Source organism: Desmonostoc muscorum LEGE 12446 (genome assembly GCF_015207005.2).
GTDB lineage: Bacteria > Cyanobacteriota > Cyanobacteriia > Cyanobacteriales > Nostocaceae > Nostoc > Nostoc muscorum.
Map to the genome: position 1 here is coordinate 1,473,881 of NZ_JADEXS020000001.1, position 24,076 is coordinate 1,497,956.

At 40.6% G+C, this 24,076-nt stretch carries 22 protein-coding genes; 4 read left to right on the forward strand and 18 right to left on the reverse strand.

Annotated features, from left to right (window positions below; all coding sequences use genetic code 11):
- Nucleotides 1-12 precede the first annotated feature (12 nt).
- Nucleotides 13-147 (reverse strand): hypothetical protein, encoded by a 135-nt coding sequence (locus IQ276_RS40100; protein ID WP_255264309.1) that lies wholly within the window; start codon nucleotides 145-147, stop codon nucleotides 13-15.
- Between the two features lie 142 nt (nucleotides 148-289).
- Here IQ276_RS40100 and IQ276_RS06515 point away from each other — a divergent pair, with 142 nt between their 5' ends.
- Genes IQ276_RS06515 through IQ276_RS06525 form a run of 3 tightly spaced genes read left to right on the forward strand, consistent with a single transcriptional unit; the run spans nucleotide 290 to nucleotide 2,691 of the window.
- On the forward strand, nucleotides 290-1,042 hold the full coding sequence (locus IQ276_RS06515; protein ID WP_193916077.1) for a Mut7-C RNAse domain-containing protein: 753 nt from the start codon (nucleotides 290-292) through the stop codon (nucleotides 1,040-1,042).
- Nucleotides 1,043-1,999, forward strand: coding sequence for an ROK family protein (locus IQ276_RS06520; protein ID WP_193916059.1), 957 nt, complete (start codon nucleotides 1,043-1,045; stop codon nucleotides 1,997-1,999).
- 50 nt (nucleotides 2,000-2,049) lie between these two features.
- Nucleotides 2,050-2,691 carry an HAD family hydrolase gene (locus IQ276_RS06525; protein WP_193916056.1) on the forward strand — a complete coding sequence of 214 codons (642 nt, stop codon included), beginning with the start codon at nucleotides 2,050-2,052 and terminating at the stop codon, nucleotides 2,689-2,691.
- A 60-nt stretch (nucleotides 2,692-2,751) separates the two neighbouring features.
- On the opposite strand, the gene IQ276_RS06530 is transcribed toward IQ276_RS06525, so the two are convergent.
- The 14 genes from IQ276_RS06530 to IQ276_RS06595 all read right to left on the reverse strand — a co-directional run bounded on the left by IQ276_RS06530 (nucleotide 2,752) and on the right by IQ276_RS06595 (nucleotide 19,912).
- The gene (locus IQ276_RS06530; RefSeq protein WP_193916053.1) at nucleotides 2,752-3,339 is read right to left on the reverse strand and encodes a Uma2 family endonuclease; all 588 of its coding nucleotides are present in this window, start codon (nucleotides 3,337-3,339) and stop codon (nucleotides 2,752-2,754) included.
- A 52-nt stretch (nucleotides 3,340-3,391) separates the two neighbouring features.
- On the reverse strand, nucleotides 3,392-4,501 hold the full coding sequence (proB, locus tag IQ276_RS06535) for a glutamate 5-kinase (protein ID WP_190877227.1): 1,110 nt from the start codon (nucleotides 4,499-4,501) through the stop codon (nucleotides 3,392-3,394).
- 165 nt (nucleotides 4,502-4,666) lie between these two features.
- On the reverse strand, nucleotides 4,667-7,417 hold the full coding sequence (locus IQ276_RS06540) for an ABC transporter substrate-binding protein (protein ID WP_235115486.1): 2,751 nt from the start codon (nucleotides 7,415-7,417) through the stop codon (nucleotides 4,667-4,669).
- 174 nt (nucleotides 7,418-7,591) lie between these two features.
- A complete protein-coding gene (locus IQ276_RS06545) occupies nucleotides 7,592-10,618 on the reverse strand; it encodes an ABC transporter substrate-binding protein (RefSeq protein WP_193918805.1) in 3,027 nt (1,008 codons plus the stop codon).
- Nucleotides 10,619-10,632: 14 nt separating this feature from the next.
- On the reverse strand, nucleotides 10,633-11,922 hold the full coding sequence (locus IQ276_RS06550) for an ATP-binding protein (protein ID WP_193918803.1): 1,290 nt from the start codon (nucleotides 11,920-11,922) through the stop codon (nucleotides 10,633-10,635).
- Between the two features lie 356 nt (nucleotides 11,923-12,278).
- Nucleotides 12,279-12,818, reverse strand: coding sequence for a YqeG family HAD IIIA-type phosphatase (locus tag IQ276_RS06555; RefSeq protein ID WP_193918809.1), 540 nt, complete (start codon nucleotides 12,816-12,818; stop codon nucleotides 12,279-12,281).
- Nucleotides 12,819-12,872: 54 nt separating this feature from the next.
- Nucleotides 12,873-13,499: a hypothetical protein gene (locus tag IQ276_RS06560; protein ID WP_193918801.1), complete on the reverse strand. Its 627-nt coding sequence runs from the start codon at nucleotides 13,497-13,499 to the stop codon at nucleotides 12,873-12,875.
- A 185-nt stretch (nucleotides 13,500-13,684) separates the two neighbouring features.
- Entirely contained in the window at nucleotides 13,685-14,257 is a 573-nt protein-coding gene (locus IQ276_RS06565) for a DUF3727 domain-containing protein (protein ID WP_193918799.1), read from the reverse strand.
- Between the two features lie 119 nt (nucleotides 14,258-14,376).
- A complete protein-coding gene (gene ruvX / locus IQ276_RS06570; RefSeq protein ID WP_235115487.1) occupies nucleotides 14,377-14,853 on the reverse strand; it encodes a Holliday junction resolvase RuvX in 477 nt (158 codons plus the stop codon).
- Nucleotide 14,854: 1 nt separating this feature from the next.
- The gene (locus IQ276_RS06575) at nucleotides 14,855-16,111 is read right to left on the reverse strand and encodes a GNAT family N-acetyltransferase (RefSeq protein ID WP_190877211.1); all 1,257 of its coding nucleotides are present in this window, start codon (nucleotides 16,109-16,111) and stop codon (nucleotides 14,855-14,857) included.
- A 204-nt stretch (nucleotides 16,112-16,315) separates the two neighbouring features.
- Nucleotides 16,316-16,522 (reverse strand): hypothetical protein, encoded by a 207-nt coding sequence (locus IQ276_RS06580; protein ID WP_096534681.1) that lies wholly within the window; start codon nucleotides 16,520-16,522, stop codon nucleotides 16,316-16,318.
- A gap of 152 nt (nucleotides 16,523-16,674) precedes the next feature.
- Complete coding sequence (locus IQ276_RS06585; RefSeq protein ID WP_193918795.1) at nucleotides 16,675-17,154, reverse strand: hypothetical protein; 480 nt, start codon at nucleotides 17,152-17,154, stop codon at nucleotides 16,675-16,677.
- Between the two features lie 219 nt (nucleotides 17,155-17,373).
- Nucleotides 17,374-19,512 carry a pentapeptide repeat-containing protein gene (locus IQ276_RS06590; RefSeq protein ID WP_235115488.1) on the reverse strand — a complete coding sequence of 713 codons (2,139 nt, stop codon included), beginning with the start codon at nucleotides 19,510-19,512 and terminating at the stop codon, nucleotides 17,374-17,376.
- Nucleotides 19,513-19,567: 55 nt separating this feature from the next.
- Nucleotides 19,568-19,912 carry a hypothetical protein gene (locus IQ276_RS06595; RefSeq protein ID WP_193924529.1) on the reverse strand — a complete coding sequence of 115 codons (345 nt, stop codon included), beginning with the start codon at nucleotides 19,910-19,912 and terminating at the stop codon, nucleotides 19,568-19,570.
- A gap of 444 nt (nucleotides 19,913-20,356) precedes the next feature.
- On the opposite strand from IQ276_RS06595, the gene IQ276_RS06600 reads away from it, so the two are divergent.
- Entirely contained in the window at nucleotides 20,357-20,788 is a 432-nt protein-coding gene (locus IQ276_RS06600; protein ID WP_235115489.1) for a hypothetical protein, read from the forward strand.
- A gap of 127 nt (nucleotides 20,789-20,915) precedes the next feature.
- Here IQ276_RS06600 and IQ276_RS06605 read toward each other — a convergent pair whose 3' ends face one another.
- The 3 genes from IQ276_RS06605 to IQ276_RS06615 are packed head-to-tail and all read right to left on the reverse strand — an operon-like array spanning nucleotide 20,916 to nucleotide 23,526.
- On the reverse strand, nucleotides 20,916-21,287 hold the full coding sequence (locus IQ276_RS06605; RefSeq protein ID WP_193915599.1) for a hypothetical protein: 372 nt from the start codon (nucleotides 21,285-21,287) through the stop codon (nucleotides 20,916-20,918).
- 51 nt (nucleotides 21,288-21,338) lie between these two features.
- Nucleotides 21,339-22,526 (reverse strand): glycosyltransferase, encoded by a 1,188-nt coding sequence (locus tag IQ276_RS06610; RefSeq protein ID WP_193915597.1) that lies wholly within the window; start codon nucleotides 22,524-22,526, stop codon nucleotides 21,339-21,341.
- Between the two features lie 10 nt (nucleotides 22,527-22,536).
- Nucleotides 22,537-23,526 (reverse strand): GDP-mannose 4,6-dehydratase, encoded by a 990-nt coding sequence (locus tag IQ276_RS06615; RefSeq protein ID WP_193915595.1) that lies wholly within the window; start codon nucleotides 23,524-23,526, stop codon nucleotides 22,537-22,539.
- Nucleotides 23,527-24,076 lie beyond the last annotated feature (550 nt).

Here is a 24,076-nt window from a genome sequence, read left to right on the forward strand (position 1 = left end):
TGACACAGTTGCTCAGAGTGCGTAGGCGTAGCTAGTCGTAGACATTGCCCACATCAACCCCATCACCAAAATTGCGTAGGCGTAGCCCGTCGTAGACATCGCATTGACAACGTATTTCAGGTAAATGAAGTACACGGGTAGGGGCACAACATTGTTGTGCCCTTACGGTTTAACTTTTTTGGGGGTTTGAAAACCGGATTTGGTATGATTCCTTGATGGTAGACAGCAAGCGGATTTATCCGTGGGGGCAATCCAAAATCCAAAATCTAAAATCCAAAATTGTCTGGCTATGGCGATCGCATACTTCTACTTTCACGCAGAATTGAATCATTTTTTACCACGGCATCAAAAGCAAGTGAGAATTTCTCATTCTTTTGATGAGAGAGCCTCCATTAAGGACATGATTGAGTCTTTGGGTGTTCCTCATCCAGAAATTGATTGTATAAAAGTTAATTATGAATATGTAGATTTTTCTTACATTGTTGCGGATGGAGATATTATCAATGTCTATCCAATTTCTAGTAGAAATGATATTATACCAAGTTTTTCTTTGCTACCCAAACCCCTCAGTATTATTCGCTTTGTTTTAGATATTCATTTAGGTAAACTAGCAACATCTCTACGACTTTTAGGGTTTGATACTTTATACCGCAATGACTACGAGGATGAGGAATTAGCAAAGATATCTTACAACCAAGCACGGATTCTCTTAACTCGTGATAAGGGTTTATTAATGCGTAGTTTGGTAACGCATGGGTATTATGTGAGAAATACTAACCCGGAAAAACAAATCCTGGAAGTACTCCAACGCTTCGATTTATTTAAATTAGTTTCGCCATTTCAAAGGTGTTTGCGCTGCAATGGATTATTAGAATCTGTAGATAAGCAATCGATTATTGAACAAATACCAGAGAATGTCCGATCGCAGGTTGAGGAATTTCAGCGCTGTCAAAGTTGCGATCGCATTTATTGGAAAGGTTCACATTATGAACGATTGCAACAGTTTATCGATCGAGTGGTTGACTCAAAAAGGAGTGAGTGAATGACATTAATTTTAGCTCTTGATTTTGGCGGAACTAAACTAGCGGCTGCATTAGTAAACATCGGTTCGAGAAAGTGGTTGCGTTATGAACGCCGACTCTCCCCAGCGAATGCAGATGCTAGCACTGACTTGGAAATAATGCGATCGCTAATTTACTCTTTACTACAAGACACAAAACCTAGTGCGATCGGTGTTAGCTTTGGCGGCCCTGTAGATGCTTCCACGGGGACGGTGCGACTATCTCATCATGTCGCTGGATGGGAAAATATTCCTCTCAAAGACTTGTTGGAGGAGGAGTTTCGTGTGAGTGTTGGTGTGGATAACGATGCTAACATTGCTGCTTTAGGAGAACATCGCTTTGGTGCAGGACAGGGTTACGATAGCTTGTTTTATATGACTGTCAGCACCGGTGTGGGTGGTGGTTGGATACTCAACGGCCAGCCTTGGCGGGGTGTAGGCGGGATGGCTGGTGAAATTGGACACGTGGTTGTAGATCCTGCTGGGCCAGTATGTTTGTGTGGGAAGCGAGGATGTGTGGAACGTTTAGCTTCAGGGCCTTATATGGCGCAAAATGCTAGGGAAGTTTTGGAAACCCACAAAGGCGGGAAGGTTTTGAGAGGGTTGGTAGGCAATAATTTAGAGTTACTGACGGGACAGTTGGTAAGTGAGGCGGCGGCGGCTGGGGATGATGTCGCTAGGGAAGTTTTGCACAAGGCTGCTTGGGCGCTGGGTGTGGGTATTGGAAATGTGGCGAATTTAATGAATCCGCAGCGCTTTGTGTTGGGGGGTGGTGTAACGAAAGCGGGGGAGGATTTTTGGCGGGTATTGCGACAGGTGGCGCGGGAGACGGCTTTACCGGAAGTTGATTTTGAAGTTGTACCAGCGGCATTGGGTGATGATGCGCCCTTGTGGGGGGCTGTGGCGATCGCTTCCATAACAAGCATCTCGAATTTGTAAATTAAATTATAGTTGCCATGCTATTAGTGAAGCGTGTACGGAGCCTATAAGTGCAAACAGAACTGGTTATTTTTGACTGTGATGGGGTGTTGGTAGACAGCGAGACATTGGGCAATCGTATTCTTGTCGAATTTGTTGCAGAGTTCGGGCTAGTACTCGAACTTGAAGAAGCCATTTTGTTATTCAAGGGTTGCAAAATGGCTGATTGTGTTGCTGTTATTGAACAAAGGCTTGGGAAAAAGATGCCGCAAGATTTCGTGACTCAGTTTCGTGCCCGCACTGCTGAAGCATTCGAGCGGGAACTGCTTCCTGTCAACGGGATAGAAGCGGCTCTAGACAAAATAAACTTACCAATTTGCGTTGCTTCCAGTGGTCCGCCGGAAAAAATTAAGTTAGCTTTGCGTGTCACTAATCTGCTACCTCGATTTGAAGGGCGAATCTTTAGTTCCTATGAAATCGGAAGCTGGAAACCAGCACCAGACTTGTTCTTACATGCAGCTAAAAATATGGGGTTTCAAGCTCCATCTTGCACTGTTGTAGAAGATAGCATTTTGGGTGTGCGTGCAGGTGTTGCTGCTGGGATGAGAGTTTTAGGTTACACCAATCAAAGTGAGGCTACTCTACTTGAAGCATGTGGAGCGCATGTCTTTCACTCTATGTGTCAACTGCCTTCTTTGTTGTCACACTATTAGAAAGCAGATGTGAATAATAATCAACAATTTTGTTGGTGAGGGTAATATTTGTGTTCACTATTACTCTTGAATACCCTGACGAAATTCTCTAAGCGCTTCCAAGGGAGACGACAACAAAAGACAACGATTGAGCCGGGATAAATCTAATTCTGGAAACAACTCACTTTGAACAACTTTATCATATTCTTGTTCTCGTAAACAGTAAACTTCAAATGTCCCATCTTCCCAAAACCAAACTTCTGGAACTTGCATTAATTTGTACTTCTGTAATTTGATGGGACTACCGCTAGTAATCACCACTTCAATGCACAAGTCTGGTATGGGTTTATCCGTGCCAAAGCAATAAGATAAATCTGCTTGATATTCTACTATTTCCGGAATAATCTGGCTAAAACTCCCGCTGGGGAAAAATTCAATGCCCTGTTCCAAGAAATACTGCCCCAGCAGTAAACCAATTAAACACTTAATCGCCTCGTGAGGCTTACCAATGGTCACGATTTCTAAGACTCCCTGACAATAAAACAGCCGCACACCTGGAACATTTTCAAAGCTGGCTTGAATGGCTTTAAATTTTTCCCAACTTAATCCACCTCGGAAGAAACGTTGTTCTTCTGGTAAGTTCACAGCATTTTCTAACGTTTGAGTCATAATATTTTTCACTCTCCCAGTTAGTAGTCACGAAATTTATCTTATTTCTATCCTAAGTCAAAACCAAATTATCTCGGTGAATCACAGTTTCCGCACCGGCGTAGCCCAAAATTGTAGAAATTTCCCGTGAATGATGTCCGCGAATTTTTTGCAGTTCATCGCTGTTATAATTCACAAGTCCTCTGGCAATTTCTTGACCATTAGTGTCACACAATTGCACTGCATCTTGTGTGTCAAATTCTCCTTCTACTGCTTTAATTCCAGCTGCTAATAACGATTTTCCGGCCAAAGAAATTGCCGCGATCGCACCTTCATCTAAATACAATTTTCCCGCAGGTACAAGGCCGTAAGCTATCCAACGTTTACGCGCAGAAGTTGGTTCCGGTTGCGGTTCAAAATGCGTCCCAATCAGTTCACCTTGCAATATTTTTTCTATGTTGTGGGGAAATCTTCCTTGGGTAATTACAGTCCGCACTCCAGCCGCGATCGCAATTCTCGCAGCCGAAATTTTTGTCACCATACCGCCGGTACCCCATTGAGAACCTTGGGAACCTGTTTGTATTTGTAATTGAGCTAATTCTTTAATGCTACTAACTAAAGCGATCGGTCGCGCATCTGGTACGGAACGCGGATCGGCTGAGTAAAGGCGATCGACATCGGTGAGCAAAAATAACCAATCGGCTTCTACTAAACTAGCAACCAATGCCGAAAGGGTATCATTGTCGCCAAATTTTAGTTCCTCTACTGCTACGGTATCATTTTCGTTGACTATGGGAATTACTCCCAATCCCAGCAGTTCTTGAAAAGTGTTGTAGGCGTTGAGATAACGGCTACGCTGTACCAAGTCGCTGCGAGTCAATAATACTTGAGCGATCGGTTGTTGTAAAGTATTAAATAAATCATCATATACACGGATTAACCTACCTTGTCCAACTGCTGCTACAGCTTGTTTGAGGGCGATCGCTTTTGGACGTTCGGTTAAGCCCAACCGCGCACAACCCACCCCCACAGCCCCAGAGGAAACCAAAATCACCCGATGTCCCTGGCGTCTTAAATGGCAAAGTGTCTCCGCCAAGGTGGCGATGGTGGAAAGTGCTAATTGTCCCGTTTCTGGTTGGGTGAGGCTAGAAGTGCCGATTTTGACAACAATCGTTAGTGACATCAAAAAGGTTAGGAGTTACAAGTCATTGAATTTTAGATTTTAGATTTTAGATTTTTTCTTCAATCCAAAATTCAAAATTGAAAATCTAAAATTTTCATCATAACTCACTATGGTACTGCAACGATCCGACTAATTGATTCTCAATTCTGTATTCTGTATTCTTCCTCATGGTACTGCAACATACTTCCCATCTTTTATCTGTAATAAAATTGGCTCAGTTTTCCGCTCTCCTTCATCACTAAATTTGAGTGGATACCCTGAAGTTTCGTTCACCGAAAACTTCGCATTTTCTAAACTTGCAAGAATCGTTGTGCGATTAGAATCAGCAGATAAATCTTGAATAAAAGCTTGTGTAGCATCATAGCTACTAGCAGTACGCCAAGTTACATCATCTTTCCATAATTTTTTAGCTTTTTGAGCATATTTTTTTGCTTGTGCTGCGTCCCTAAACCAAGGAACAACTGTAACTAAACCTTCTACTGCCTTTCCACCTTTACTTAAAGTTTCATCGCTATAAAGAGTATTAGCAGCTAATAATTGTAGTCCCGGTTTTTTTTGATTTTTAGAAATATTAATTGCATGATTATTTGCTTTAGCAATGTCTAAGGCAACACCAGTATATTGTCTATCTGGAATTAAAATTGCTGCCTCTGCTCGCTGATTTAAACTTAGGTTAACTTGTTTTTGTGGATCTAGCGTCCTTTCTGTTAAATCAACTTGACGAATAACTTTACCTCCTAGATCCTCAAATTGATTTTGAAATTCCTCCGTCGTACTTTCACTAAATGAACTTTTAGATTTAAAGATTACTACTCTTGTTAAATTCAACTGAGTAATAGCATATGTTGCTAATTTTTGACCCATTGCTGCATCTGAAGGTACAGTCCGAAAGAAAACCTTACTTTTGTGCAATGAAGTAGTAGTACTGGCAGGGGATATTAGTGAGATTCCGACGTTCTCATATTCTGTTAAAGCTGCTTTCGTTGCCTCGCTAAAATTATGTCCAATTACTCCTAATACAGATTGATTTTTTACTAACTCAGCAGCAACTTGTTTTGCTTTTTCGGGTTCCTTACCATTACCATCATTAGCAATGATAATAGACAGTAATTTACCATTTAAGCCATCTTTCTCATTAAACTCTTGTTGTGCTTGTGCCACACCACGTAATATTTCTGGAGCAAAGCTAGTATTGTTATCTGCGGGGACAACTACTGCCAAGGTAAAATAATCTCCCATGTTACGAGCAAGGGCATTGTTATAGTAAATTAATACTTCTGGATCTGTAGGATTAGCCGTTACTGCTTGTTTAAATAATTTCACAGCATCTTGATAATTGCCCTTTTTAAAACTTTCAATACCTTGGTCACGATAGGTGTTATTTATAATAGGAAAAAAGGTGCGATCGCCGCTACTTAAATTATTTGTTAGATTGTTCCCGCAAAAAACACCAAATACTTTATTTTCACTTGCAAAGCATCGTGTTGAGAAATGACCAATACCTGTGCCCACAAAGGCAGCAGAAATTGTCATTGCTCCTGCTATTACAAGGCAATGAATACTTTTAGATAACCTCGATTTCACTGGAGAATAGACTTCTAGCTTCGAGGTAGTTTGATACTTTTCTTCTTGTGGAATTTCAATTTCTTGCTTCTTATTTTGTATAGTAAATTTCACAGTTTCTAAGGTTTTAGAAGAATTCTCTCTATCGAAAGATAAAGGTCTTTCAACTACAGCTAGGGCAGAATTAGAACTTTTAGGACTCAGAGCTAAACTAGTGTGATAATTAGTTAAATTATTCTGTTTTTTTTCCTGTAAAGGTAACTGTTTTTTGTCTTCGTAACTATCATAATTTTCTTCGTTGAGTTTTTCTAATTCTTTAATTTCTTGTCGCAATGGATGACGTTGCAGTAACCACCGACGCACTAATTCAATTTTGATTTTCTCACCCGTCTCATCCAAAAAATTATAGTCAACAAGCTCTTTAACTGCTTGTTCTAAAGCTTCTGTCTTAAAGTTTCCATATTTATTAAGTAGTTTCAATGGGTTTTCCGCAACTGTTTGAGATTCCTCAATAGCTATCTTCTGAGACTCCGCAACAGCAGAAAACACAACTTTTTCTGGAATAGTCAATCCATCCCAAAACCATGCTAAACCAGCTTCTGCATTCTCAATTGCCTGTTCAACAATATTATCTATATTTTGAGCATTAATATGCCATTCATCTAATACTTTAGCTCTCACAAAAATAGCAAAGCAGATAACTTGAATGAAATAAGGATGTCCTGCTGAGAGTTCAATAATAGCTTTAATCGCTTCTGGCTCATAGTCTAAAACTCCCTCAGCCGGCTGAGTAATTAGCTGTGTAGCACTATCTTTATTTAAAAAACCAATTTCACGGGTAGAAGCATCTTCAAAATAATTGAGTAAATTCGGTATATTTGCTGATTGCCTACCAGCAAACATAATTAAAAATAGCTTCTCTTCTACTTTAATTAGAGAATGTAAGTAATTAAAAAACTTTTCTAACATTGATGCCGAATATTGATCGCTTAACGCTTCAAACTCGTCTAATAAAAAAACTAATTTTTTATCACGTAATTCATCGAAAACTTTCGTCAAAAATTGACTGTAAAAAATATCTGGATCTTTCTCTAATTCTTGAATATTAGGCAGCTTAATTTTTTCGGCATCTATTTCCAGTTGTTCAATAATTTCTTGAGCCAGATCTGCTAAGATTCTACAGAGATTCTCACGAGTATAATCTTCTAAATTGAACGAAATAAAAACAAAGTCTTCTAATTTAACAGATTTTGGAATATTACGAATGATAGACGACTTACCGATACGTCTTTGACCATGCAATAAAGTAACTTTTATACCTTGGCTGAGATTATCTTCAAGAAAACGAAACAAATCTTGCCGTCCAAAAAGGAGTTTTGGGCCATCGATTGGACGACCGATTATATAAGGGTTTCTCCGAGATACCAAGTTTGCCATAGCCTTAAGAGTATATTACTAGGGATATGTATTCTATTTTACACAAAACAAATGAAATTGCTGTAGCTTATAACTCACTTTTTTAGTCAATTATTGTTGCGGTGGCATAACCCACTTCCCATCTTGTATTTGAACTAAAATTGGCTCTGTTTGTCGTTCTCCCTGAGTATTAAATTGAAGTGAATCTCCAGAAGTATTTGTATTATTTACAACAAAGTTATCATTTTTTAATTTATCGATAACTGTTGTTCGTGCAGAATTAGCAGACAAAGCTTGAATAAAAGCTTGCGTAGCATCATAGCTGCTTGCTGTTCGCCAACTAACTTCTCCTGTTTCCCATAGCTTTCTGGCTTTTTCTATAAAGTTTTTTGCTTGTGGTACTTCCCGCAACCAAGGAACTACTACAATCAGACCTTCGACTGCATTTGTGCCATCACGTAAAGTTTCATTGCTGTAAAGCGTATCTCCACCTAAAAGCTTCATTGCCGATTTATTTTGATTTTGGGATTTGAATCTCTCAGCTACATTCTGGTTTACCCTAGCAATTTTGAGAGCAATATCCATATGTTTCCTATCTGGAATTAATACAGCTGCTTCTGCTTTGAGTCCATAAATACTTTTGTTCACTTCTAAATCCATATTTAGTGAGACATCAGCTAAGTTAATTTGTGGCTTGTGAACGACTTCACCTCCCAGATTTTCAAATATTTTCGTAAATTCTTCCCTCATGCTGTCGCTGTATGAACTCTTCGGATTAGAAAAAATCACTACTCTTCTTAACTTCAAAGTCTTGAAGGCATATTCCGCTAATTTTTTTCCCCCAGCAGCATCAGAAGGTAAACTTCTAAAGAAATTTTTCTTACCCAGTAATTGTGTACTAGTGCTGGTGGGAGAGATAACAGGGATATCTGTTTTGTTATACTCTTCTAAGGCGGCTTCAGTAGATTCAGAACTGTAGTGACCAATAATTCCTAAAATAGATGAATCTTTTACCAAATCCCCAGCTACTTCTGTAGCTTGTTGCGGTTGACCTGCATCGTTGGCAATTTTCATCTCAAGCAACCGATCATTTAAGCCATTGTTTTCATTAAACTCGTGCTGTGCCTGTGCTACACCGCGTAATATTTCTTTAGCCAAACTATCGTTATTTGCTGGAACAGCTACTGCCAATGTAAAAGGATTTCCTTTTTGTTTAGCACGAGCATTGTTATAATAAATCAACACTTCCGGATCGTTGCGATCGGCTTTTACAGCTTCTCCAAATAGATTACTCGCTTCTTCATATTTTTCTTGTTTAAAAGCCTGAATTCCTTGGTCACGATAGCTATTTTTAATACCAGGAAATAAAGGGCGATCGCCATTACTAATTTTACTTTGATCTTCTATACATAAAAGCCCAAATTCTTTCTGTTTACCCGGAGGACACTCAGATGATAGTCGATAAGTACCATAACCTACACCTCCCATGACTATAACTGTCATTACTGCCAGTATTGTTTTTAAAGTTGAACCTCTGCGATTTATCTCTCCTGGTTTAGTGACAGAATTAGTTGTGTCTGGTGTAGTAACTATGGACTTTTTCTCATAATTTTCAATTTCTAAAATTTTCTGTATAGCCGATCTTGTGTTAGGTTCAATTTCTAAAATTTTGTTATATTTTTCCTTTGCTAGTGCGTATTCTCCTTGAATTATTAAATGATGTCCATATTCTGACAACGCATCTAAAAATCCTTCCTTATAAGATTGAGAATCTGCTTTTAAAAGTTGTTTGTGAAGTTCTAAAGATTTTTCAAAATCTTTTGCTTGTAAATATCCTTTAGCCAAAGATACTGCAATATTAAAATTACTAGGATCTCTTTCTAGAGCCTGCTCATAATGCTGTAATGCTAACTGGTGTTTTCCCTGCTCAGACCAAAAATTTGCTACTTCAATCAGGTTCTTAACGATATCTTCAATCTTTTGATTTTCCTGTGTTTGTAATTCCTGTGTTTTTAAAATTTGTATTTCATTTTGTAGTAAATGATATTTTAGCAACCACCAACGGATTAATTCCACGGTGACAGTGCGTCCATTACCAGATAAATAACGGTTATCTATTAGTCTTTCCCATGCCTGAGTAAGCTGTTCTGTCTGATTTATACCATTTGTCTTTAGCAAATCTAATGGCTCTTGTGGAACTCTTAGTTCTTGCTCAATAGCTATTTTTTCAGCCTCAGCTACAGTTGATATAATTATTCTTTCTTCGACGCTGAGTCCCTGCCAAAAACCTTGCAAGAATGAATCAGCTTCTTCAATTGCTTTGTCTAAAACTTTTTTTACATCAGCAGACTCAATGCTCCATATATTCCTTTTTCTTGCTTGTTGAAAAAGAGTAGAGCAAATAACTTGAGTAAAACATGGATGCCCCGCTGAGAGTTGTATAATTTCTTGTATTGCTTCTGGTTGATATATCAAAATTCGTTCAGCAGGATTAGCAATCATCCGTCTAGCACTAATATTATCTAGCAAACCAATTTCTTGGTATGGCGCACCTTTAAATAACCTTTGCAAATTCGACAAATCATGAAGGTATCTGCCGATTACTGGAATAACAAATAGATTTCGTTTTTCATCATTTATAAGTCTTGCTAAATATGGAAAAAAGTCACCATGCTCTCCAATATTTATATCATTATTCACTACATCGAATTCATCAAGTAGTAAGACTAGGTTTTTATTCCCTATTTTCTGATAAACTTTTGGCATAAAATCATCAGAAAATAAAGTTAGTTCTTGCTCAAACTCTGTTTTTGTCGGTAATATTAACTCATCTCCATCTTTATTAATAGTTTCAGCGATTTTCGCAGCTAAATCATAAAGAATATGACTCAGACTTAAATTACCTTTATCTTGCAAGTCAAATTCGATAAAAACAAATTCATCAAGCTTAACAAAATTGGGAATCTGTTTAAGTACAGAAGATTTACCAATACGTCTTTGACCATGCAATAAGATAACTGGTACACCTTGACTTAGATTATCTTCAATAAAGTGGAATAAACTTTCACGGCCAAAAAATTTACTACGTTCATGTATTGGACGACCTATAATATAAGGATTTCTCTGAGCATTGTTCATATTACCTGCCCATCCTAATTACCTGGTAATATCAATTTTTTGGTTAAAGTAGCTATGGGACTACTAAACCACTCTATAATTTTTGGAATTTTATCTTGATTCTTCCATAGCCATTTAACCGCTGTAGTGAATTTCTCCATTTGTTGCCTACTCATCAAATTGAGAAAAACTTTTTCTTGTGCTTGCAACCACTTATCATCTGTTTGCCAAAGTTTTTGAATTACCCAATGCTCCATTATCGATGAAGTGAAAGAGTAAATTTTTTTCTCTTCATTGTGAGTCACTACACCTTGTTCTTCGAGTTTGATTAGCTCTGCTTCTCTTTGGCTAAAAATTAATTCAATGCCACTCACATCAAATTGTTTTTGTTTGTGCAGGCGGCCTTTTAAAGCCGAAAGAGCCATGAGCATCAATAAAGTTTGTTCTACTTCACTACACCTTTCCCAAATATTTTCAAAAATTTGTTGTGTATTACTTTCAAAATCGCTAACAAATTTATCTGCATCTGGTGCATTTGCAGTGAGTAAATCTCTATGGAGTAGAAACCCAGATATTTGTAGCAAAGACGGATGTCCGCCTGTAATGTCTTTAATTGCTTCCCGTAATTCTGGTACTCTTAATATCTTAAATATGTCGTCAATTTCAGTGTTATTAAACGTTTTAAGTCGTAAAAATAAATAATGGTTGTACCACGGTGAAGCATTCGGATTGAGCTTTGGCCCTAGTTCATTGAGACGCTTCAGAGAAGTAACAATCATCGACATATGTTGTCCTTCCGCAGAGTGAACAGCCAAATTACGGCACTCACTCAAAAATCTTTGCATTGCATCTTCATCGTATTCGTCCTTCGGATCGAGTGCTACATGAAAGTCATCTATTAGCAACACGAGATATTTATTTTGTACTTTCAGCTTTTTTAATATCTGTCGCAGGCTATCTTTAGTCGGCTTTCCTGCTTGCAGAATTGTATCAATTTCAGCCTCAAATGCAGATTGACCTGCAAATTTGTCTTTCACAACGCTTATTATTTCTCCCCAAAAATCCGAGGGACTGAAAGGAGTAATATTCTCGCAACTAAAACGAACAATTACAGCTTCAGATGAGTCCATTCCGTGGTCTTCCCAAGCTTGGGGTGATTCTAGTTTCTGCAAAAAGGAGGTTTTCCCCATCCCTGGACCTCCCCAAATCGCTAGGTGGCTGCGGTTATAAATTTGATCGAAGGCAGCGGCAATTTCTGATGCTCTCCCTACGAAATGCTCTGGACGTACTGGTTTTCCGACAATAAAAGGATTTGGTTGTGACATTTATTAATAAAAATTTAAGTGAAATCCAGTAATTATAGTATCACTTTTATGTAGCATCATGAAATGCTTGCTAGGCTTGATGTAATATGCTCTTAACAAGGACTGGCAACTGACTGGGGAATAGTTTTTCTAATACGTCGTAACCTAGATTCTCAATGCCCCATGCCTAATCCCAAATTTGTAAAGCGCCAGCCGTTCTATAAGTGAAGGCTGACGCTTTACGAGTTTATATTTATTTAGTATCCGCTAGAGTCTTTTTTAGCTGACTCCATGTTATTAATACTTATGATCCCCGATTTTTGGATTCCAGTAAGATTCCTTAATCATTTCTTTAGATTTACTTTCCTGATGATTTCTCAAGTTTTGTGAATTTTGCTTTTCTTGGGGGTGATAGAGGCTCCTAGTATTTCAGATACCCAAACTTCAAAATTCCGGATGGGATGAGACCGCAGGGCAGCGTCTGGATGGATAATTGGTTCAACCAAAATGGTAAACATTCCCAAACGATTACCTGCTAAAACATCGGTAAACAAGCGATCGCCTACCATCCCTACTTGATGCACTGGTAGATTCATTGCTTGCAGTGCTGCTCTAATTTTACGTCGGGAAGGCTTAGCTGCACCCAAGTAGTAAGGTAAATTGAGCGATCGCGCAATTCCACCAATTCGCGCTTCACTCAAGTTATTGCTCACCAACCACAACGCAGTACAAGCACGAATTTCCTCTACCCAGCTTTGCAGTTCTGGGGAAGCCATCCCCACCCTAAAGGGTACCAAAGTTTCATCTACATCCAACACCAGCCCCTTGAGACCGTATTGTTGGATAATATCTGGTGTCAGATTTAATACTGAACCTTCTAAAATTAAGTCAGGCTGTAAAAGATTGTTCCAGGTCATAGTCAACAGGCGAATGTAAATAGCTCTAGACAAAAGAGCATAACTCAATACAGTTTAGTTAGTCGAACTCCATCCTGGAATATCTCCACGAACACTTTGAGATAAAATCCCTAAAATTTTATCTATTTCTTTGATGTAATAATTATTCAAATCAATAAATATCTCACTTTCTTCTAACTTCAAAAACTTCCAAATATGCCCCGTTGTCACCGCACCATAAATTTTTTTAATTTCATTTCCTTCCTGTTGATTAAACAATTGTGCTGCCAAAATTGCCGCCGCACATTGACCTAATCCACCTTTAATATTTTCATTTTTGGCTTCAAAAATAATCACCACAGGCACATTAATTGTTAGTTGATCTTTAGAACGACTGATAATAAAATCACAATAGCCATTCAGACCTTTTTCTGCATCTACATTAAAGTCTGTTCCAGAGAATAAGCTAATTGGATAATTAGCCCTACGTCTTACCTCCAATAATATTGGTGTAATAATCATTTCTGAACGAGCTTTTTCAGTATTAATTGCTAAAGCTAGTTCTGTAGTTTCTTCTAAAGTATTTGTCAGTTTTTCACTTGCCTGTAAAGGTTCTACATTCGCACACAAATCACTGTCTTCATCAATGCGGATGCTGAATGACTTTTTAAATTTACTTAGTGTAAAGTCGCTATAAGCCATTTTCAGCACCTCATAGCAATTTTGGATTTTAGATTTTGGATTTTGGATTTTAGATTGAAGATCCTTGCCCAAGTCTTTTTTGCAGAACCTTCAACAATACTACTTTTTTCAATTTCGTATCAATGTAATTGAGCATGAAAAAAAAATTAGGTAGTCCCAATTAAAAAATTCAAAAATTTTTCATCTTACTCTACTTCATTAAAAAGATGTTCCTCTAAAAGCGGTTGTACTTGACGAAACTCTTCTGGAGAAAGTAATTCCGGTTCACCTGTTTTCGTTATTCGTGCAAAAAATAACAGCGGATCGAGGGGTGTATAGATTGCATACTCCTGATGTTCATCATAGAAGCTGGCCAATAGCTGTAATTGCTCCGGCTCTAAATCTGCTTCTTCGTCTTCGATTTCTAAAGTAAAGAGTTCTGATTCTTCAACTGGCGGTAAATCACCTGCAACTGTCAGAGCATAAGCTGTATTCTTCAGTGTTAAGTTTTGCTCAGATAGTACAGCTTGGGCAGTGCTAAAAATTTGCTCAATAATGGCGTCATCTTCTACAAGAACTGCTTCTTCTTCCTCATCTTCACCTTGCCAGGAAAAAATTTCTACAGGTGAGTCTACAGGAAGAAGTAAAACATATTCTTGTCCATCTACCTCAAGGGAATGCTCGATGTAACATTCGAGCGATCGCCCTTTGTCATCGGTTAAAGTGATGGAACCCGCATGAGCGTTATCATTTTCTTCAGGAAATGTAGAGAAAGACATGGCCAAATGTAGAACTTTAATAAATACCAGCAAGTTTGTAAATCGTTTAACTATCAAATAGCTTTACACGTAGATCCAAATGCTGGGTAATCGTTTTCAGAATATCATGTTAAAAGGTATCAATAGTCAATAGCTGCCACTGAACTGTGGGAATTAATACGCCTAGTATCGAGCCATTGTTGCAAAATCAAAGAGGCTGCCTTGCGGTCAATCAAAGCTTTATGGCGTGATGGGGAGCGATTCTCAGCTATGAGCAGTTGTTCTGCTTGAAATGAAGTTAATCGCTCATCTACGTATTCCACAGGCAAATTCAGCGTCTTTGCAAGTCTTTTGGCAAATTTTTGCACTTGACGTGCCTGAAATCCTAGTGAGCCATCCATTGAATAAGGTAAACCCATAATCAGGATTTGCACCCGACGTTCATTAATTATTTGCCGGATTTGCTGGACATCCTGCTCAAAAGATGTACGCTCAATTGTGGTGATACCTGTGGCAATCAAACCCGTGCCATCGCACCCAGCAACACCAATCCGCTTGCTACCCAAATCTAATCCCAAAGCTGAAATAAAGGGTTTTGCTTGCTCTTGCGGTATCACACTAATTCTCCTGCTGTGCATCTGCTGATTCCGGAATCGGCAATGCTTCCATGCTAGTGTTTTTTACCGAAAAATTAATCGGTTCTGATTTGCTTGGCTGTGGTCTATCTGACGATGGTGACTTTCCTGGTTGTACCCACGACATTCCGCCTGGTATGGGTTTTCGAGCCGGTTGTAGACCTTGTAGCATATCAGTCCACTGAATTCCTTCTAAGGAGACGAATTTTGACTCCCGTAGCTTGTGCCAAACAGAGCGAGACATAATTAGCGTATGTTCTATACGTTTTGCCCCGATTCGCTCCAAATACTCTTCTCGCTCTGCCTGATAATCGGAAGAAGCTAATTGTAAGCCTTGTTGAGGAAAATCTTGGGCAATACGAGCCAGTTGAGATAGTAATTCTGGATACAGCCAAGTGTAAGCAGGATGAACCGTCAGCGTTGCAACGTGGGGTACTTCGCCCTTCCGGTCAAGTTGCACCTGAAAATAGCCGATGGCGGCTTTGCGTTGGGGTTCAAATACGTAACCACTCACTACTTCTGTTTTGGTTACCCATTGCTTGACGGCATCAGTTAAAGCGCCGAACAAACTCGTTTTAAAGTCACGGGTATTGCGGTCAAAAACTTGACGTACCAAAGGCGGCATTGATGCCGTATCTAATTGATATAACAGCTGGGCATCAGCATTGCTCACTGGCAAGAGGTTGGGTAAATCTGGCTCTGCTTGTGCCAATTCAACAAGCAATTCCGGCTCGATTTCCCAGTATGTCATTTCTGCCAGACGCTGAAATCCATTTTGTCGATACAGTGCCAGCGCTTCTATGTCGTTGATGTTAACTTCCAGTAGCCAAGTGCGAGCTTCCAAAATCGATTCAAAGCAATGACGCAAAAGCTGGGAGCCAATTCCTTGTTTATCCGCACCACGTTCTAGTAACACTTGATCGATGCGCCAAGTACTGCGTGTGCGGTTAAAAGGTGACACTTGAATCATCCCTAGAAGCATCCGCCCTTGCTCTGCTACATAAGCGCAGAGGCCATACTGTAGCGGGTTAGGAAACCAACTCAAAAATTTGAGTAATCCATACCAGCGACGCAGCCTTTGCATCTGGCTGATGGCAAAATTTGCTCCCTTGGGAGTAAGGGCTGCGAATGACTCTTGAGTTATGCGCTCAATTCCGTCCAGATCCCGGTATTGGACTGGTCGGATGACAACGCTGAGATTTCGGGGAAGTAATGAAGTCATTTTTATTCCAGCCGCCATTTAGCCTTAACTAACTGCTCTTTGTCGGAAGTGCTGCAATCATCTTAACTACTTTCTGCTCTTGACTATTGCGCCAAAAGGGTGATTTTAGTAACTTAATACTTAAAAAAGCAGAAAAAGCAGATATCGTGAGAACACCATTGGCATTGACCCAACAACATCTGCCTTTATTTTATTTGAATTTTGATTAAAGTATGTGTATATTTATAAGCCTTGTCGAGAAACTAGCTTTTCAAAGTGGGCTTGGGTTTGATGCAGTAGTTGCTGGCGACTATCGAAGAGTGTTTGTTTCAGGGGTGGAACAAGATTGCGAGCTTGCAGAGTCATGTGCAGTTGTAGGTTAGCGACATATTCACTGAAATCTTGATTCATTTCATCTGCGATCGCATCCGTTAAGAAATTTGATTCCATTGCCACTGTGTTCTCCTGTGTTAATCCTGTGCTGTCTCTCTTCATCATCAAAAGTTATCACGTTGTTTGGACTAACTTTTTAATTCGCAATGAAGTTTAACGCTTCTTTAGAGATAGCCATGTCTACGACGGGCTACGCCAACACCAGACCATCAAAATCTCAAACCAATACCACCTTGCACAGAGATAGCTGTACCACCGCTATCACGATAGGCATCAAAAGCGATGATAGCGTTACCAAAAAGCACAGTATTGCTATTTGGAATCATATAATCAATTCCTGGCTGTAAAGCAAAACTAATTTTGTCGCCCACAGGAGAATCATCACCAGCAAACACCAACCCAGCACCCAAATAGGCATCAGTTTGCCAGTTCAGAGGAACATCATAAGAAACCGTTGGTACAATTGCGGTACCATTACCAATTAACACTTGGGCACGCAGAGAAATAGGTGCTTCCAAAAGCTTGTAGCGCCCAGCTATCACCCCCCCAATTTGGATACCATCAGTAATACCGACACTCGGTCCGATACCAATATAACTGCCATAGGCTACTTGAGCTTGCGCTGGCTGAGCCAAACTCCAAACCAAGCCAGCCCCCAAAACTGATACCAAATACGGAATGTACTTCATAACCCAATTCCTCACACCATTTTGTCAATTGTCATTGGGTATGGTGCATTGAGTATTGGGCATTGGCTTAGGAAAACTCTTCCCCAGTCCCCAGTCCCCAGTCCCCATTCCCCATTCCCCATTCCCCATTCCCCATTCCCCATTCCCCATTCCCCATTCCCCATTCCCCATTCCCCATTCCCCATTCCCCATTCCCCAGTCCCCAGTCCCCATTCCATTCTACGGGCAACGGGGATGAATGCCTCCTTGTGTACAAATATACGCTAGTTGCTTGGGATCTAAATTTTTGGCTTGAGAAAAATCAACGCCTTGGACTACGGCGGATACTGAGCCTAAATCTGGGGTTTGGACAAATTGATCGGCTGGATCTTGTTTGCTAGGGGCGAGAATTGTTCCTTGAAAATTTGCTCCTGCTACATTTGCTCCCCGTAAATCTGCAAGACTGAGGTCGGCATTTTGCAAGTTAACGTTTTCCATCTGGGCAGAACGCAAAACTGCACCAGTCAGACGAGTGGCACTCAGGTTGGCATTGCTGAGATTAGCTCGATCTAAATATGCTCCTGATAAATCTGCCCCTTCCCAATCGGTATTAGTTAAGTTGGCAAAGGATAATTGTGTTCCTATGGCACTGACGCGACCTAAACGTGCAGCGTACAAATTGGCTTCGTTCAACTTGGCGTCACCTAAATCTGCTCCAGTTAAGCTGGCTTGTTCCAAAACTGCGTTTCGCAAATCCGCTCCCACTAGCTGAGTGCTGTTGAGCTTAGCCTCATATAAACGGGCATTGGATAAGTTGGCTCTGTTGAGGGTGGCGCGGCTCAAATCAGTACGATTCATCAAAACTCGACTGAGGTTGGCATCAGTGAGATTGGCTTGCTGCAACTGAGCTTGGCTTAAATCAGCCATCACATCGTCGAAGGTATCCCAGCGTCCATCCTCACCCACGCCCCGGAAGCGGCTACCCTTAAAACTGGCTTGGTTCAGATTTGCAGATTTTAATTTAACTCCTGACAAATCAATATTCTCTAGTACCAAGTTGAATAAGGAACTGCTTGGAGTACCGCTTTGACCTAATTGGATGCGACTCAGGTCAACACCCTCAATTTTTCCACTGTAAACAGACAGAATTTTATTGATTGTCCGCTGGTTTCTTTGTAGCCGCCCTTGGCGCAGTTCTCGTTCTGGGGTTGCACTGCTGCTCAAAGACTCTAGTTCACTCACCAGAAATTGATTCTTATTTTTTAATTCGGGGATGGCTTTGGGACCGGCACTTGTTAAAGCTTGTTGAATCGTATCCAACAGTCCGGGGTTGTTTTCCTTCACCAAGAGATCCGCGAGAAATTGAATAGATTGTGGGTCTTTGAGACCACCCAACGCCAAAATTGCACTTTGGCGTTGCTCATTGGTAGCTACAGAGTCGGGACTCAATTGTTTGACAAGTTCCAGGAACTGTTGGCTGTTAATTTGCTTGGTTGCTCGCTGGGATTGTTGAATTTGGATATAGACTTGAGTACCTATTAAAGTTGCCAGCACAGCAGTCATGCTCGTCAGCCCTACCCCAAACAAAGTCAGATTGGGATTTTGCTGTATCCGCCGCCATATATGAGGTGCTTTGCTTGGGGCTGCGGCTTCCTGCCATTCCTCTGCTTGATCGCTATCCCCAGAAGACTGAACTTGTTTGTTAGGAAAAAGTGAAGATGGCAACGGGCGAGTAGCATCCACACTGTAAGTGCTGGCGAGTTGATCGTGGAGGGCGCGACGCCCCCGGCGGGACGGTAAAGCTATTCCTTCACCCAGCACCATTAACACAGCCAAAAATGTAAATAATCCTAAATTAGGAAAAGCAAAGCTGTAGCGCCACAGCAAATAAGCGATGGAAACGGGTACAGTCCAACGACCAACTCCTTCTCTAATTACAACTGCTCCCAAACCAGGGGGCGCTCCTTGCTCGTTGACAACCCGCACTCCTAACCAACGTTTGGGAATTGTCCTACCAGTCTTAGCCAGTAAATACAATTGCCACCAGGAAAGAGTTACAGGTGCTAATACCGCGATTGTCCACAAAAAATTAGTCGGCCATGCTACGTTACGGATACCATAGCTCACAGGCAGAGCCAATGGCCTGGCGATCGCTCTTTCCATTGTTACCAGCACCGGGTTCAGCGGCACTCGGTTGAGATCGCTTCTCGAATTGACATAGACACCAATGCCAAAGGGAATCAACCCACTGGTAACCACTAGTGTGATTTCAGCCGCCCAAGCAGCAAAACGCCTGCCAGTTAGCAGTAGCGAATTGGCTCTTTCCGGTTCTTGTGACTGACCAGATTGATTACTTCTCCTCACAGTTGGTGTCGTCATTGCATAATTCCCTTTGACATTATTTCTACGCCTTTATTGGCCAAATTAAAATAGACTATTGCTTACGTTGAAAGCTATTAGACACAAAAAATTTGTATCCAACATACACTAACACTGCTAAAAGTGCCAGACTGATTACAGATGCAACCAGTTTAAACACTGCTTGCGCGATCGCCAAGCCCAGTAGCACTGCTGCACCCGAAACCACCAGTTTTTTTGTCCCTGATAAACTGCCAAACCAGATCCGAAATCGCTCCAGTTGCAAGTTTAAGTTAGCAAAACTAAACTCAGATGTCTGTTTTTGTTCTGGTGATTGGGGAACCACCTCAGGTAACGAATTAATCTCTGCCTCTAGCTTATCGAGGCGACGCTGTAAGTCTTCTTCTCTTTGAGGATTCATCAATTTTTTCTACCTCAGCTAGGACACTTGTTCAACAACAGACCAATCCAATTCTATTTTGGTGGTTGTGTTAGTGATTTTAGCTAATGTCTGTGTGTGCAAGACCTTTTTCGGTAGGGAAAAATTATGTTTTTTTCTTGTTATTTTCTAGCCTACTTTCCTTACATAGTATTATTACTTAAGGAAAATGTAGAAAACGTGATAAGTACAAATTTTCCTAGTGATGAAGTGTTAAATTTACCACATTATTAATAATGACTGATTAAATCAATTTATGAACGATGCATTTATAGCTCAGACTTTTCTAAATTTCTATAAACAATCCTCAATTCAAGAGTATTAAAGGATACGGCAGCTTTTGGAACAAAGTAGAAATTGCTGTCGTCCATCAGATCAGAGTATATATAACTATATTGCTCTAGAAAAATCTGGAGCATGAATAAAATGAAGACGCTTAGGCTACTGACAATTGTTCCTACAGCTTTGGCGATGAGTTTGACGATCGCTGAAGCTAATTTAGCACAGACACCACAGATCGAAATTAATCTGAATTTGCAACCAGATCCGCTAATTTTGAACGGAAAGTCTGGGGGAACTGTCAAAAGCAATTGTGGCAATATCACCACTGCACCCAATCAAATTATTCAGGTTACAGAGTCACTGCCTTATTTACGATTAACAGTAGAAAGCCAAGGGAAACCAACACTGCTGATTGACGGCCCTGGAGGAAAGTTTTGTGTACAAGCAGATAGTTACTCTGGAGGCAAGCCAGAGCTTTCTGGTTACTGGCAGGCAGGAATCTACTCACTGCATGTAGGCGAACTCTCTGGGCAAGAGTATAACTACATCCTCTCAATCTCGCAACAAAAGAAATAGTCATTTATGATGGGGCATGGGGTATGGGGAGATGAGGGGGATGAGGGGGATGAGGGAGTGAGGAAGAAGAATTAATAACCAATGCCCAATGCCCAATGCCCAATGCCCAATGCCCAATGACTAATGACTAATCTTCCAATGATTGGGTTGGGACTTCAACTGCTTTAACATCAATAGTGCCTGCTGGCGTGAGGCGCTGAAAATGACTATTTTGTACTAGCAACGACTCACCACAGTTAGGACACTGCACTTGGCTGTTATTTAAACCTGTAAATTCATATCCACATACTGGACACTGGTCAGCAACCAAGTTGCGTTGCAGCCACCAACGAAAACCAAAGAAAGCCACAATGGGTGCCAAGAACAGCAACCCAAAAATAATTAGCAACGAATTAACTAACCAACCCAGACCCAGTGATGCTAGCAACCAAAAAACTGCTAGCAGAGTGAGCCAGGGGCGGAGATTTAAAAGATTCAATTGGAATGACTTAAAGCTCATTTTTTAAATATCGTCCTGCTCTCCCTCTAGGATAGCGATTTTGGCCATTAGTCATTTGTCATTATGACTCAAAACTGAGGATTGAAGCAGCTGTTGCAAGTTCAACCCAAAGGCATCCAAGCCAAACAGAGCGATCGCTTGTTCTCGTAACCACTGCCCATCACAGCGCTGGTCATTGCCTTGGAGCATTTCTATACAAGCTGCTGCTACAGCGTCAGGATTGCGGTGTGGTACTCGCCATCCCAGCTTACCATCCTGCAAGGGGTCAGCCGATCCATCGTCGTCACCTGATAACACAGGTACTTGACAAGCCATTGCCTCTAAATAAACGATGCCGAAGCCTTCTTGGGAAGGCATAATATAGGCATCAGCAAGGCGATAATGTTCCATTAATTCTTCTGTGGCAACGAAACCAGCAAACACAACGCGATCGCTCACTCCTAAATATGCAGCAAGTTGAGCTAATCGCGGTTGGTCATCACCACGACCAATTACCAAATATTTTACTTCTGGGAAAACTTCGGCGATTTGTGGTAACGCGCGAATCGTCACATCCACACCTTTGTAAATATCCCCTGACCACAGCCGCGCCACTGTCATTAACACCTTAGCACCAGTTAAGTTATACTTTTCAACTAATTCTGGTTGTTTGTCACCAGGGGTGAATTTATCCCCATCAATTGCACAAGGCATCATCTGGATAATTTTGGGGTCTAGATCATTGGCAACACAAGCGCGATCGCGGCTGTAGCGGCTAATTGTCCAAATTCCCGCTGCTGATGCTAGGGCGCGACGTTCTTGATTTTTCAGCGGTTCCCAGACTTCTTTACCGTAAGTTAGCACGGTGTAGGGAATCCCCAGAGGTTGGCAAAGGGTTTGGATTAATACTGCTAAGTTAATGTGACCGCAGAAAACTTGTTGCGGACGGTTTTGCAATAGACACTTGAGTAAGGCTGCTGCCATTTTGACTCTCCCCAATTGGGGAGAGTGATTTTTAAAGTAATGAAATTTTAAATTTTCGTCTTCAAAATAATTCAAGCAATTCTGATTATCTCGCAGTAAAAAGACTTCCGCCTTGTAGCCTTGATTTAATTTCAGATAAGCTCGAAAAATATCTTTTATGTATGATTGAATACCACCTTCCTGAGCAAAAATTTCTAAAAACACGAAGACGTGGTTAGTTTTTTTGTTAACTTTACTACCTAATTTTAGGTTTTCTGTCACTGTAGTAATGAGCATGTTTGATTATTTATACTCGTGGCAAGGGAGCGATAGCACCGCTTTCTAATCGTTCTAAATCTGTTTTTACCATTGTTTCTAAAAGTTCCTCAAAGCTGACTTCAGGTTCCCAACCAAGGTTTCTTTTAGCTTTACCGGGATTGGCAACTAATTGAAAATGCTCATCTTGCCGCAATAAATTAGTATTAATAACTACATGCTTCTTCCAATCCAATCCTACAGATTCAAAGGCTGTGGCCACTAAGTCTCTGACGCTGTGTAGCTTACCTGTACCAATCACGTATTCTTCTGGTTCATCTATTTGCAACATTCGCCACATTGCTTCTACGTAATCGCCTGCAAAACCCCAATCGCGTTTGGCATCTAGGTTACCCATTTCTAGGGTGTCAGTCAAACCCAATTTAATGGATGCAACTGCTAAAGAAACTTTGCGTGTGACAAACTGAGGTGCGCGTAAAGGAGACTCATGATTATATAAAATTCCACTACAGGCAAATAGTCCATAGCGCTGTCTGTGATGCACCATTGTCCAGTGGGCGTGCATCTTGGCCGCAGCATAGGGATTTTTCGGACGAAAAGGAGTTTCCTCATCTTGAGGTGAAAACAAGACATCGCCAAACATTTCTGAACTGCTGGCTTGATAAAATCTGGTAGACAAACCAACCTGTCGTACTGCTTCTAAGAGCCTGGTGGCTGTACCAGTTATCAGATCTAGGGTTCCCAACGGGTCATTCCAGGAATCTGGTACAAAACTCGGAGCTGCCAAATTATAAATTTCTTGGGGACGCAGTTGTTCAACAGCGGTCAACAGCGCCATACTATCCCTCAAGTCTACGGTAAAAATTTCTACCTGATTTGCCAGTGTTCCCAATTTTGTCAAATTCGGTTGTCGGTGCGGGGGTACTAATCCTACAACTCGATAACCCCGGTTGAGGAGTAAATGGCTGAGATAGTAGCCATCTTGACCAGTAATTCCTGTAATTAGGGCTGTCTTAGTCATATTTTGTCCCCTGTGTCTTCTATCTCTTTAAGCACTAAATGGCACTTGTTGGAGAACAAAAATAAGACTCTCAACACTGCTGACAAATATTAACAAAGGAGGTTCTATAACTCGAATGCTGTCTTTACTGTATTTACTAATTCTTTTTATACAAGAATACTCTTTGAGTTTTCACCAAAAGATCATAATAGTTAAGCAATTTCACCGAAAAAACATATTAGTCTAATTCACATATTACTAAAAAAGTAGTATACTCCTATCAGTCAAATAACTGCATGTACGAGCAACTACGGTTTATAGTAACACTTCTATTTGCAATATAGATGGCTAAACACCAGCCAAAACTAATCTTGGTGTTACCCCTTCTAGGGATCTTGTAAACAGGGAAAGGTAGCAACTGCCGTGATTTTTACCATGAGGCACTTGCCTTAATAGTTCCAAAAAGCATAGACAAATATCTCATGCCCTTTGTGCGTCGGGAAGGCGATTGCTACGTACTTTCCACCAAATTTCGAATTGGTATCAAAAGCATTTTTGCCTTGGTATATCC

Excerpts from the sequence above, each read along its gene's own strand:
- IQ276_RS06580 (WP_096534681.1), bottom strand. The coding sequence starts at position 16,522 with ATGGAATCAAATTTCTTAACGGATGCGATCGCAGATGAAATGAATCAA.
- IQ276_RS06520 (WP_193916059.1), top strand. The coding sequence starts at position 1,043 with ATGACATTAATTTTAGCTCTTGATTTTGGCGGAACTAAACTAGCGGCT.
- IQ276_RS06615 (WP_193915595.1), bottom strand. The coding sequence starts at position 23,526 with ATGACTAAGACAGCCCTAATTACAGGAATTACTGGTCAAGATGGCTAC.
- IQ276_RS06560 (WP_193918801.1), bottom strand. The coding sequence starts at position 13,499 with ATGGCTTATAGCGACTTTACACTAAGTAAATTTAAAAAGTCATTCAGC.
- IQ276_RS06565 (WP_193918799.1), bottom strand. The coding sequence starts at position 14,257 with ATGTCTTTCTCTACATTTCCTGAAGAAAATGATAACGCTCATGCGGGT.
- IQ276_RS06515 (WP_193916077.1), top strand. The coding sequence starts at position 290 with ATGGCGATCGCATACTTCTACTTTCACGCAGAATTGAATCATTTTTTA.
- IQ276_RS06590 (WP_235115488.1), bottom strand. The coding sequence starts at position 19,512 with ATGACGACACCAACTGTGAGGAGAAGTAATCAATCTGGTCAGTCACAA.
- IQ276_RS06550 (WP_193918803.1), bottom strand. The coding sequence starts at position 11,922 with ATGTCACAACCAAATCCTTTTATTGTCGGAAAACCAGTACGTCCAGAG.
- IQ276_RS06585 (WP_193918795.1), bottom strand. The coding sequence starts at position 17,154 with ATGAAGTACATTCCGTATTTGGTATCAGTTTTGGGGGCTGGCTTGGTT.
- proB (WP_190877227.1), bottom strand. The coding sequence starts at position 4,501 with ATGTCACTAACGATTGTTGTCAAAATCGGCACTTCTAGCCTCACCCAA.
- IQ276_RS06600 (WP_235115489.1), top strand. The coding sequence starts at position 20,357 with ATGAAGACGCTTAGGCTACTGACAATTGTTCCTACAGCTTTGGCGATG.
- IQ276_RS06575 (WP_190877211.1), bottom strand. The coding sequence starts at position 16,111 with ATGGCGGCTGGAATAAAAATGACTTCATTACTTCCCCGAAATCTCAGC.
- IQ276_RS06555 (WP_193918809.1), bottom strand. The coding sequence starts at position 12,818 with ATGACCTGGAACAATCTTTTACAGCCTGACTTAATTTTAGAAGGTTCA.
- IQ276_RS06605 (WP_193915599.1), bottom strand. The coding sequence starts at position 21,287 with ATGAGCTTTAAGTCATTCCAATTGAATCTTTTAAATCTCCGCCCCTGG.
- IQ276_RS06610 (WP_193915597.1), bottom strand. The coding sequence starts at position 22,526 with ATGCTCATTACTACAGTGACAGAAAACCTAAAATTAGGTAGTAAAGTT.
- IQ276_RS06530 (WP_193916053.1), bottom strand. The coding sequence starts at position 3,339 with ATGACTCAAACGTTAGAAAATGCTGTGAACTTACCAGAAGAACAACGT.
- IQ276_RS06595 (WP_193924529.1), bottom strand. The coding sequence starts at position 19,912 with ATGAATCCTCAAAGAGAAGAAGACTTACAGCGTCGCCTCGATAAGCTA.
- IQ276_RS06545 (WP_193918805.1), bottom strand. The coding sequence starts at position 10,618 with ATGAACAATGCTCAGAGAAATCCTTATATTATAGGTCGTCCAATACAT.